Below are 12,840 nucleotides of genomic sequence, written 5' to 3'. Positions count from 1 at the left end.
CATTTTTCTTGTTAAACTTTCTAGATTTTCAAGAGTTACTGTTATATTTTCAGACTTGCTAACTTAAAGCTAATTTCATTAAAGTAAAAGTCATATGCTGATAAAAATAAGTGTTTCGTTTTAACTCCACTAATATAAATATTTTTAAATCCCGTACCATCAATTTCAACTTTTTAAAATATTTAGCAAATCTATATTCTCCTTTTACAAGATCTAATGATGGATTTCTTTTATGATTACTTATTGCCATTCTTGTTTTTTATTTAGTAGAAACTCTTTCCTTTTTTAGTTTTAATAAAAATTTCTTTCTGAGTTTAATAATTGTCTCTCTCGAAAAATTTATATTGAAGCCCCTTAATATTTTTAATCTAGCATTCTCGACACCAAATATAGAATACTTCCTTGATTAAATACTCTCTAAAACTTCTTTGGCATGAATATGATATTTTCTTTTATATTCAAGTTTTCCTCTTTTAATTCAATTAATATACCTACGATAACCAGCATCATAAATTAGAAGATTTTGTATTGCATCACTTTTCCTTAACAATAATTCATATACTGTTTTATATATCCGAATGATATCTTTTTTGTATATGGTTTTTTATTAACCTTTTGATAAACTATTAGAAATGAGACTATAAATTTTTTAAATATTTCAATTTGTTTTTCTACTTGTTCCCTTTCCTTTTTTTCCATCTTAATTACTATTAAATGAGCACTTCACTTAATTTTTGCTTCTAATTTAAAAAAGTTTTTTTATTTCTTTATTTTCTTTGCTATATTTACTAGCTTTATTTTTAAGTCTAGTTTGATTGGTTTAACTACGTTTTTTTCTATCAAATACTTTAATATCAGATGACTTATGACATTTTTGATATCAATCTAAAATACTTCAGTTGGCTTTTATATTATATTTAATTGCAATATCTTTTAATTTAATACCATTAATATAATCATTAACAGCATGAGTTTTTAACTCATTTAAATAAAACCTATTTTGCTAATACAATTATAATTTTGTTCGGAATTATATAAATAAAAATGGGAGACCTATGTACTTAGACCCCCCAATACCTACCCCTAATAATTAAAGTTAAATATAAAACTAATTTTCCAAAGCTTTATAAATAGCTTCCATATTAATTGGCAATTTAAGCAAGTTTTTTAAGGGCAAATTATTTTTAATTAAATATAAAAATAGGAAGTTTAATTGTTTAAAATTTTCAATTGCAACTACTAAAGAGTTTTCAATTTCATCATATTTAAATGATTTTATATTATTAGTTGATAAAAAATTTCTAAAGTTTTGTACTTCAAATTGTTCACTTATATATACTTTATATTTTGAGTAAACATTTAGTTTTTCAGCTGAACCATTAAAAATGTTTTGCCCATTATCAATAATTATAAAATCATCAATAATATCTGCTATTTCATCAATATTATGAACAGTAACTATTATTGTTTTGCCATCTTTTTTAGCATCCATCAATAATATTTTAATTTTATTTCTTCAATATGAATCTAAATTAGCTCCAGGTTCATCAAGAATAAGAATTTCTGGTTCTTTAATAAAGCACAATATTAAATTCATTCTATTTTTCATTCCTCATGAAAAACTTTTAATTGGTTTATTTCTTGACTCTCAAATATCAAAATATTTCATTCAATATTCAATTCTTTTTCTTGAAATAACTTTAGTTAGACCCATCATTATACACATATCCAATAAAAACTTATAGGCACTTACAACATATAAGGAAAAATCCATCTGAGTATAATAGCCTATTTTGCTATTTACTAAAAAGTATTTACCCTTTTTTCTAGAGATATTTTCAATTTTAATATCTCCTTTAAATTCCTTGATTATTCCTAATAGTGAATTGATTATAACAGTTTTACCACTCCCACTACTTCCAAGCAAAGCTGTTATTCTTCCTTTTTGAATTGAGCAATTCAAAGGACCAATAACTTTCTTTTTAAATTTTTTTATATAATTTTCAAATTTTATTATTTGTTCCATACTTTATCCTGTTAAATCTAACTTTCTAAATTTATTTTTTGCAACATAATAATTAATAATAGCAATCATGGCTTGAAAAATTACATAATAATAAGGTGCAATAAAATTATTATATGTTTGAGAGTCTAATTTATTTTCTGAATTAATTTTAAATGCATAAGATGGTTGAGAAATAAACAAGTTATCTTGCCTATTAAAATATATTTTACTTGAGCTCTCTGGTTCAAATCAAATATGATCATAGCTTCTCCCCCCAAAATATGTATAATTTTGCAACATATTGGAAATAAAATTAAACTGAAATGAAATATTATATAAATTTCTTGATTTAATATATTTTGTTCAATTTTCGTTTTTAATTACAGTGCTATTTTCAAAAATAACCATATTATTTGTATAACGTATAAAATAGTTTTCTAAAATTCTAATACTTAACATTGTAGGGAAAAATAGTGTTTCTTGTATTAAATTACTTACTTTAGAACTTTCTAATCTTAATTTATTATCAGAAAATGAGAAATAACTTTGATAAATTTCTACTATGTCTTTATCTTTTAATAACATCTTTTCTTCCTGTGGTTTTGTAACATTTTTTATGTAGTTTTTTTCAATATTATATTTTTCATTAAGAAAAATAAATACATCAAATAAATCATAAAATTTATCTTGAAAATTATTATTAACTTTTGTTATAAAATTTGTAAATTCAATAAACTCTTTAATAATTTTTTCCTTTTCTTTACTAAAAAAATTTACTTTAATTTTATTTTCTAACTCTTCAATTGTTAAGAATCTATACTTTAATTCAAACTTTAAATTAACTTCATCACCTTTTCATTTTGATAATTGTGAATTATTATTTACTGCAATAATTTTTGTAGGCTCATTTAATTCTACTATCTGTTGTTTTTCTTCTACAACTCCCAAATCCATTCAAAAATTAATTCTTTTTTGAATGCTAGAAGCATTGTTAAAATTATTATTTATTGAATTAGGGTCTGTTTCAAATTGATTATCTATAAAATTATTATATATTTCAAAACTCAAATTAGAATATTTAATTTTTTTATTTAAAACTTGATTTTTAAGATTATAAGAATCATATATCTCATTAACTGACATAGCGGTATTTGCATTTTTATAAGAAAAAGTTATGTTTTTATTTTCTTCACCTTGGATTAAAAAAGTATAAGGTAAATTACTAATAAAGGAACTTGCCAATATTAAAGTCGCTATAATAGTCGAAACTTGAATATTTGCAAATAAAGATATTAGTAGAAAAAAATTAATTAAAAATAAACAGCTTATAAAAGCATAAACAAAATAAGTAGTTGTAACTCTTAGTAAAAAGAAATTTACTTGCACTAAAAAAAGCATATTAATAAGATTTATCAATAAATACGTAATTGATATATTAAAAAACATTAATAAAATAAATGCCATAAATTGATAACTAAATAATTTGGCTCTTGATAACTGCTGAGTGACTATTATATTTAAAGTCATATCATCTCTTTTTACTACATAAAAATATTGAGCTAATCGCAAACATAAAATAAATAATATTATAAATATAGTTAATAAAACATAATAGTCAAAAATTAATAAGAAACTACTATTATTCTTTTGAAAAACTGAGTAGATTGCTATTAATAAGGAAAATAGTAAATATAGTCCATTAAATATTATAAAAGATCGCTCTTTTATAATAGATTTAAAACTATATTTGATTATTCAAATTCCTGGTATCACTTTTTTCATTAAATATAAAATTCCATTAGATGAATTTAATAAAGTCCTTTTGACCTAATGTTTTACAACCTAATGTAATTTGATCTAAATCAATATAAAAATTGATATAGCCTAAGTCTCAAAGCATAATATTATTGTTAGTGATATTTCCTTCATATGCTTTATGTCATTTTAAACTTAGTCCATTTTTTTCTGTAATTCATTCAAAGTCTGTATGGGTTCATCTACTAGTTGGAAATACAAAGTTCTTATTCTGGAATTGTATTGTGTATATTGAATCTTCAGGAAGTTTTGCTTGATTTAACATATTTAATCTATCTTCTTTAAAATCAAATTTATCACTTAAACCAAAATTTCAATTAAATTTGGCTGTGTTATCATCACTTCAACCTGGAACTTTATTTTTACTTTTTTCTACAAATTCATTAGTCAGTTTTGAGCTTTTAATGACCATCAGGAAATCCTGAGCAGAATTATATTCTGGATATTCATAACCATAAACTACTCCCATTGTTTTATGTCAAGCCTTTAAACTATTCACAGAGAATTTAGCTAAGTTATCTAATATTTTACTATTAGACTGTTTAACATCAATTAAATAATTAACAGCTATTCTAAAATCTGGTAATTCATGAATATAGCCACCATCTGCTAAATTAATTGATAAACCAGTTAAATTAACATATCCTAATGCTAAAGAACTTTTAAATTCATTTGCCTGAACAATTGAAGATTCTTTATCAATTGATAATTCTTTTAGGAAATTTTCTTTTGCAAGTTTATATTGCTCTTCTCAAATTTTATAATTATCATTTGTAAAATAACTATTTACTAATGCTTGTTGAGTTTCTGACTTATTTGGATCATTTCTAAAAACAGTATTCAGCATTATTCTTCCCTCAGCAGTTTTATAATCTAATTTAATTGAATTTGAATCATTATAAGTTTTTCCGGTATTTATTGATTTAAACAGCGAGTATTTATTCATGTCAGATGATTTATAAATCAAATCTCCTTCAAAAGAAAGCGGCAATGTACTACTTATTTCACTAAAATAATTATTTTTAATAAAATTTGTCATTGAAGTTTCAAAACCATTTGTTTTAGCTTTCTCTTGATAATGTTTTTTAAACTCAGTTTCATAGGTTCCATAACCATCTGATTCATCTTTAGAATCCTTAATTTCATTTCATTTTAAATTTGTATGTTTTTTATCAAGAGCATCTTCTGATGAAAAATAATCTTTTGCAATTCCTTTATAAAAGTCATCACTTCCTTTTTTCAAAGCTTCATTATTTGTTGAAGTATACTTAAAATTATCACTGATATTAAAAGTTTCAATATCTTTGACTCCTTTATATTGAACTTCAATTTTATAATCCATAATTACATTCCCTAAATATATTCTTTCTTTTTCATAAGCCTTAATTACTAATGATTCTCAATCAAAAATTACATTTTTAATTAAACTATCAACATCATTTAAAAGAATTTTATATTTGTTTATATTTTTCAATTGATTTAGTGACTTTGTTAATTCATTAATATCTAAAACTTTATTCATATCTATTTCTAATTTTTGTAAATCATATGAATCAATTTCTCCTACTGTTTTACCTTGATACTGCTTAATTTTATTTTTAGTTAAAAACTTATTATTTACTTCCATTTCTGGTAAGCTAATTAAATTTTTATAAACATTATTCTTTAAGTGTTTTTTAAAAATTTCATTAGTTTCAGTTTTTAACTCCTTAATTAATTGACTATTGTCTTCAATAATTGGGGAAACAACTGTTTTGTCTCCACAAGAAACTACAGTTACACTACTTGTTGTAACTAAACTAAAAGCAGCTAATAAGCTTAATAATTTTTTCATATTATCCTCCTTGATTATTTTTTAATAATCTATTTTTAGATTATTAAAAAAAAAAAAAAAAAGTAAAGTAATTTAAAACACTTAAAAATTTTTTATTAAACTTAAAACATTTTTAAGTGTAGTAGTTATTTTAAGATATAAAAATAAATTTTTGAGCGAGTAAAAACATATTTAATTAAAACACTTTTTGAGTCATCTATGTATTTGCACTACAACTTGATTTGTTTGAAATCCTGAGACTGAACTTGACCTAAGTATATTATGTTGATTACAAAATTTTTCTACTTCTTTAATTGTAAGTGAAAAAGCTAAGTCACTATCTATAAAAATTTTGTTTATTCAAACTAAAACCTCTTTTTCTTATTAAACTTTCTAGCATTTCAAGAGTTACTTTTATATTTTCAGACTTGCCAACTGATAACTAATTTCATTAAAGTAAAAGTCATATGCTGATAAAAATAAGTGTTTCGTTTTAACTCCACTAATATGAATATTTTTAAGTCACGACCATCAATTCCCATTTTTTTAAATATTTATCAAATCTATATTCTCCTTTTATAAGATCAAATGATGTATTTCTTTTATAATTACTTATTGCCATTCCTGTTTTTGATTTAGTAGAAACTATTTCTTTTTTTACTTTTAATAAACCTTCCTTTCTGAGTTTAATAATTGTCTCTCTCGAAAAATTTATATTGAAGCCCCTTAATATTTTTAATCTAGCATTCTCGACACCAAATATAGAATACTTCCTTGATTAAATACTCTCCCAAACTTCTTTGGCATGAATGCGATATTGTCTTTTATATTCGAGTTTTCCTCTTTTAATTCAATTAGTATAACTACGATAACCAACACAATAAATTAGAGAATTTTGCATTGCATCATTTCCTATTAACGATAATTCATATACTGTTTTATATATCCGAATGATATTTTTTTGTATATGGTTTTTTATTAACCTTTTGATAAACTATTAGAAATAATGCTATGAACTTTTTTAATAATTCAACTTGTTTTTCTACCTATTCTCTTTCCCTTTTTTCCTTCTTAACTTCTATTAAATATGCCCTTCGCTTAATTTTTGCTTCTAATTTAAAAAGCTTTTTTATTTCTTTATTTTCTTTGCTATATTTACTAACTTTATTTTTAAGTCCAACTTCATTGGTTTAACTATATTTTTTCCTATCAAATACTTTAATAACAGATGACTCATGACATTTTTGATATCAATCTAAGAGACTTGAATTATCTTTTATAATATATTTAATTGCAATATCTTTTAATTTAATAGGATTAATATAATCATTAACAGTTTGAATTTTTAACTCATTTAAGTATTTCATTTAAATGCAACCTCTTTTGCTAATACAATTATAATCTTGTTCTAAATTATAAAACAAAAAAATTGGGAGGCCTATGTACTTAGCCCCCCAATACCTACTCTTAATAATTAAAGTTAAATATAAAATTAATTTTCCAAAGCTTTATAAATAGCTTCCATATTAATTGGCAATTTAAGCAAGTTTTTTAAGGGCAAATTATTTTTAATTAAATATAAAAATAAGAAGTTTAATTGCTTAAAATTTTCAATTGCGACTACTAAGGAGTTTTCAATTTCATCATATTTAAAGGATTTTATATTATTAGTTGATAAAAAATTTCTAAAATTTTGTACTTCAAATTGTTCACTTATATATACTTTATATTTTGAATAAACATTTAGTTTTTCAGCTGAACCATTAAAAATGTTTTGCCCATTATCAATAATTATAAAATCATCAATAATATCTGCTATTTCATCAATATTATGAACAGTAACTATTATTGTTTTGCCATCTTTTTTTGCATCCATTAATAATATTTTAATTTTATTTCTTCAATACGAATCTAAATTAGCTCCAGGTTCATCAAGAATAAGAATTTCTGGTTCTTTAATAAAGCACAATATTAAATTCATTCTATTTTTCATTCCTCATGAAAAACTTTTAATTGGTTTATTTCTTGACTCTCAAATATCAAAATATTTCATTCAATATTCAATTCTTTTTCTTGAAATAACTTTAGTTAGACCCATCATTATACACATATCCAGTAAAAATTTATAGGCACTTACAACATATAAGGAAAAATCCATCTGAGTATAATAGCCTATTTTATTATTTACTAAAAAGTATTTTCTTTTTTTTCTAGATATATTTTCAATTTTAATATCTCCTTTAAATTCCTTGATTATTCCTAATAGTGAATTGATTACAACTGTTTTACCACTCCCACTACTTCCAAGCAAAGCTGTTATTCTCCCTTTTTGAATTGAACAATTCAAAGGGCCAATAACTTTCTTTTTAAATTTTTTTGTATAATTTTCAAATTTTATTATTTGTTCCATACTTTATCCTGTTAAATCTAACTTTCTAAATTTATTTTTAGCAACATAATAATTAATAATAGCAATCATGGCTTGAAAAATTACATAATAATAAGGTGCAATGAAATTATTATATGTTTGAGAGTCTAATTTATTTTCTGAATTAATTTTAAATGCATAAGATGGTTGAGAAATAAACAAGTTATCTTGCTTATTAAAATATATTTTACTTGAACTCTCTGGTTCAAATCATATATGATCATAGCTTCTCCCCCCAAAATATGTATAATTTTGCAACATATTGGAAATAAAATTAAACTGAAATGAAATATTATATAAATTTCTCGATTTAATATATTTTGTTCAATTTTCATTTTTAATTACAGTGCTATTTTCAAAAATAACCATATTATTTGTATAACGTATAAAATAGTTTTCCAAAATCCTAATACTTAACATTGTAGGGAAAAATAGTGTTTCTTGTATTAAATTACTTACTTTAGAACTTTCTAATCTTAATTTATTATCAGAAAATGAGAAATAACTTTGGTAAATTTCTACTATGTCTTTATCTTTTAATAACATCTTTTCTTCCTGTGGTTTTGTAGCATTTTTTATGTAGTTTTTTTCAATATTATCTTTCTCATTAAGAAAAATAAATACATCAAATAAATCATAAAACTTATCTTGAAAATTATTATTAACTTTTGTTATAAAATTTGTAAATTCAATAAACTCTTTAATAATTTTTTCCTTTTCTTTACTAAAAAAATTTGCTTTAATTTTATTTTCTAACTCCTCAACTGTTAAGAATCTATACTTTAATTCAAACTTTAAATTAACTTCATCACCTTTTCATTTTGATAATTGTGTATTATTATTTACTGCAATAATTTTTGTAGGTTCATTTAATTCTACTATCTGTTGCTTTTCTTCTACAACTCCCAAATCCATTCAAAAATTAATTCTTTTTTGAATACTAGAAGCATTATTAAAATTATTATTTATTGAATTAGGATCTGTTTCAAATTGATTATCTATAAAATTGTTATATATTTCAAAACTCAAATTAGAATATTTAATTTTTTTATTTAATACGTGATTTTTAAGATTATAAGAATCATATATCTCATTAACTGACATAGCGGTATTTGCATTTTTATAAGAAAAAGTTATGCTCTTATTTTCTTCACCTTGGATTAAAAAAGTATAAGGTAAATTACTAATAAAGGAACTTGCCAATATTAAAGTCGCTATAATAGTCGAAACTTGAATATTTGCAAATAAAGATATTAGTAGAAAAAAGTTAATTAAAAATAAACAGCTTATAAAAGCATAAACAAAATAAGTAGTTGTAACTCTTAATAAGAATAAATTTACTTGCACTAAAAAAAGCATATTAATAATATTTATCAATAAATACGTAATTGATATATTAAAAAACATTAATAAAATAAATGCCATAAATTGATAACTAAATAATTTAGCTCTTGATAACTGCTGAGTGACTATTATATTTAAAGTCTTATCATCTCTTTTTACTACATAAAAATATTGAGCTAATCGCAAACATAAAATAAATAATATTATAAATATAGTTAATAAAACATAATAATCAAAAATTAGTAAGAAACTACTATTATTCTTTTGAAAAACTGAGTAGATTGCTATTAATAAGGAAAATAGTAAATATAGTCCATTAAATATTATAAAAGATCGCTCCTTTATAATAGATTTAAAACTATATTTGATTATTCAAATTCCTGGTATAACTTTTTTCATTAAATAGAAAAATCCATTAGATGAATTTAATAAAGTCCTTTTGACCTAATGTTTTAGAACCTAATGTAATTTGATCTAAATCAATATAGAAATTAATAAAACCTAAATCAAAAAGCATAAGACTATTATTTATATTTGCAGTTCCATTATTTCATTTTAAGCTCAAACCATTTTTCTCTGTAATTCAATCAAAGTCCGTATAGTTTCATACATTAGTTGGACTTGATAATTCTTTTTTTTGTAATCCTATTGAGTATATTGAATCTTCAGAAAGTTTAGCTTGATTTAGCATATTTAATCTATCTTCTGTAAAATCAAATGAATCGCTTAAACCAAAATTTAAATAAAAATTATATGAGTGATTCTTACCTCAATTTGTTGTTTTATTTTTTTCTACAAATTTATTAGTCAGTTTTGAACTTTTAATAACCATTAAAAAATCCTGAGCAGAATTATATTCTGGATATTTATAATCATAAGATACTCCCATTGTTTTATGTCAAGCCTTTAAACTATTCACAGAGAATTTAGCTAAGTTATCTAATATTTTACTATTAGACTGTTCAACATCAATTAAATAATTAACAGCTATTCTAAAATCTGGTAATTCATGAATATAACTACCATCTGCTAAATTAATTGATAAACCAGTTAAATTAACATAACCTAATGCTAAAGAACTTTTAAATTCATTTGAATCAACAATTGAAGATCCTTTATCAATTGATAATTCTTTTAAGAAATTTTCTTTTGCAAGTTTATATTGCTCTTCTCAAATTTTATAATTATCATTTGTAAAATAACTATTTACTAATGCTTGTTGAGTTTCTGACTTATTTGGATCATTTCTAAAAACAGTATTTAGCAATATTTTTCCCTCATCATTTTTATAATCTAATTTAATTGAATTTGAATCATTATAACTTTTTACGGTATTTATTGAATTAAACAGCGAGTATTTAGTCATGTCAGATGATCTGTAAATCAAATCTCCTTCAAAAGAAAGCGGCAATGTACTACTTATTTCACTAAAATAATTATCTTTAATAAAATTTGTCATTGAAGTTTCAAAACCATTTGACTTAGCATTCTCTTGATAATATTTTTTAAACTCAGTTTCATAGGTTCCATAACCATCTGATTCATCTTTTAAATCTTTAATATCATTTCATTTTAAATTTGTATGTTTTTTATCACTGGCCTTATCAGATGAAAAGTAATCTCTAGCAATATTTTGATAAAAGTCATCACTTCCTTTTTTCAAAGCTTCATTATTAGTTGAAGTATACTTAAAATTATCACTGATATTAAAAGTTTCAATATCTTTGACTCCTTTATATTGAACTTCAATTTTATAATCAACAATTACATTCCCTAAATATATTCCTTCTTTTTCATAAGTCTTAATTACTAATGATTCTCAATCGAAAATTACATTTTTAATTAAACTATCAACATCATTTAAAAGGATTTTATATTTGTTTACATTTTTTAATTGATTTAGTGACTTTGTTAATTCATTAATATCTAAAATTTTTTTCATATCTATTTCTAATTGTTGTAAATCATATGGATCAATTTCTCCTACTGTTTTACCTTGGTACTGCTTAATTTTATTTTTAGTTAAAAACTTATTATTTACTTCCATTTCTGGTAAGCCAATTAAATTTTTATAAACATTATTCTCTAAGTGCTTTTTAAAAATTTCATTAGTTTCAGTTTCTAACTCTTTAATTAATTGACTATTGTCTTCAATAATTGGGGGAGTAACTGTTTTATCCCCACATGCTATTACAGTTGCACTACTTGTAGCAACTAGACTTACTGTACCTAATAAGCTTAATAATTTTTTCATTTTATATTCTCCTTGATTATTTTTTAATAATCTTTTTTTATTTTATAAAAAAAAAAAAAAAATCAAGAAAAGCAAATTAAGTTAAAACACTTAAAAATGTTTTATTAAATTTAAAACATTTTTAAGTGTGGAGACTATTTTAAAATATAATAAAATTTTTTAAGCGAATAAGCGTACCTTTAATTAAAATACTTTTTGAGTCATCTATATATTTGTTCTAGAGATTGATTTCCTTTAAATCATGAGACTGAATTTGACCTAAGTATATTATTCTGATTACAAAATTTTTCTATTTCTTTACTGATAAGTGCAGATGATAAATCACTATGTATAAAAATTTTCTTTATTCAACCTAAAATCATTTTTCTTATTAAACTTTCTTTCATTTCAAGAGTTACTGTTATATTTTCAGAGTTGCCAACTGAATATGAGCTAATTTCATTAGAGTAAAAGTCATAGACAAGTGAAAATAAGTGTTTCTTTTTAGCTCCATTAATATAAATATTTTTAAATCAGGTACCTTCAGTTCCAATTTTTTTTAAATATTTATCAGATCTATATTTTCTTTTTATAAGATCTAACGATGTATTTCTTTTATGATTACTTATTGCCATTGCTGTTTTTGATTTAGTGGAAACTATTTTCTTTTTTAGTTTTAATAAAATTTCCTTTCTGCGTTCAATAATTGTCTCTCTTGAAAGCTTTATATTGAAGTTCTTTAATATTTTTAATCTAGCATTCTCAACACAAAATATACAATACTTCCTTGAATAAATACTCTCTAAAACTTCTTTAACATGAATATAATATTGTCTTTTATATTCGAGTTTTCCTCTTTTAATTCAATTAGTATAACTACGATAACCAACACCATAAATTAGAGAATTTTGTATTGCATCATTTCCTATTAACGATAATTCATATACTGTTTTATATATCCGAATGATATTTTTTTGTATATGGTTTTTTATTAACCTTTTGATAAACTATTAGAAATAATGCTATGAACTTTTTAAATAATTCAACTTGTTTTTCTACCTATTTTCTTTCCTTTTTTTCTTCTTAACTTCTATTAAATATGCACTTCGCTTAATTTTTGCTGCTAATTCAAAAAGTTTTTTTATTTCTTTATTTTCTTTGCTATATTCACTAGCTTTATTTTTAAATCTAGCTTAATTTGT

The 12,840-nt window shown here is 22.4% G+C and carries 10 protein-coding genes; all 10 read right to left on the bottom strand.

Annotation, left to right across the window (positions count from 1 at the left end):
- Positions 1–58: 58 nt before the first annotated feature.
- The 10 genes from AAHM84_RS01025 to AAHM84_RS00980 all read right to left on the bottom strand — a co-directional run bounded on the left by AAHM84_RS01025 (position 59) and on the right by AAHM84_RS00980 (position 12,273).
- Positions 59–250, bottom strand: coding sequence for a hypothetical protein (locus AAHM84_RS01025; RefSeq protein ID WP_342259056.1), 192 nt, complete (start codon positions 248–250; stop codon positions 59–61).
- Between the two features lie 156 nt (positions 251–406).
- Complete coding sequence (locus AAHM84_RS01020; protein ID WP_342259055.1) at positions 407–550, bottom strand: hypothetical protein; 144 nt, start codon at positions 548–550, stop codon at positions 407–409.
- A 558-nt stretch (positions 551–1,108) separates the two neighbouring features.
- Complete coding sequence (locus AAHM84_RS01015; protein ID WP_342259054.1) at positions 1,109–2,026, bottom strand: ABC transporter ATP-binding protein; 918 nt, start codon at positions 2,024–2,026, stop codon at positions 1,109–1,111.
- A gap of 3 nt (positions 2,027–2,029) precedes the next feature.
- On the bottom strand, positions 2,030–3,787 hold the full coding sequence (locus tag AAHM84_RS01010) for an ABC transporter permease (RefSeq protein ID WP_342259053.1): 1,758 nt from the start codon (positions 3,785–3,787) through the stop codon (positions 2,030–2,032).
- 16 nt (positions 3,788–3,803) lie between these two features.
- The gene (locus AAHM84_RS01005) at positions 3,804–5,654 is read right to left on the bottom strand and encodes a lipoprotein (RefSeq protein WP_342259052.1); all 1,851 of its coding nucleotides are present in this window, start codon (positions 5,652–5,654) and stop codon (positions 3,804–3,806) included.
- A gap of 1,169 nt (positions 5,655–6,823) precedes the next feature.
- Positions 6,824–7,000 (bottom strand): hypothetical protein, encoded by a 177-nt coding sequence (locus tag AAHM84_RS01000; protein ID WP_342259051.1) that lies wholly within the window; start codon positions 6,998–7,000, stop codon positions 6,824–6,826.
- 125 nt (positions 7,001–7,125) lie between these two features.
- The gene (locus AAHM84_RS00995) at positions 7,126–8,043 is read right to left on the bottom strand and encodes an ABC transporter ATP-binding protein (RefSeq protein WP_342259050.1); all 918 of its coding nucleotides are present in this window, start codon (positions 8,041–8,043) and stop codon (positions 7,126–7,128) included.
- A gap of 3 nt (positions 8,044–8,046) precedes the next feature.
- Entirely contained in the window at positions 8,047–9,804 is a 1,758-nt protein-coding gene (locus AAHM84_RS00990; RefSeq protein WP_342259049.1) for an ABC transporter permease, read from the bottom strand.
- 16 nt (positions 9,805–9,820) lie between these two features.
- On the bottom strand, positions 9,821–11,659 hold the full coding sequence (locus AAHM84_RS00985) for a lipoprotein (protein ID WP_342259048.1): 1,839 nt from the start codon (positions 11,657–11,659) through the stop codon (positions 9,821–9,823).
- A gap of 179 nt (positions 11,660–11,838) precedes the next feature.
- A complete protein-coding gene (locus AAHM84_RS00980) occupies positions 11,839–12,273 on the bottom strand; it encodes a transposase family protein (protein WP_342259047.1) in 435 nt (144 codons plus the stop codon).
- Positions 12,274–12,840: the final 567 nt, after the last annotated feature.

This window comes from Spiroplasma endosymbiont of Dioctria linearis, assembly GCF_964030865.1.
Lineage (GTDB): Bacteria > Bacillota_I > Bacilli_A > Mycoplasmatales > Mycoplasmataceae > Spiroplasma_A.
The sequence above is the reverse complement of the archived record's forward strand: the minus strand, read 5'-3'. Positions and strand labels throughout refer to the sequence as shown.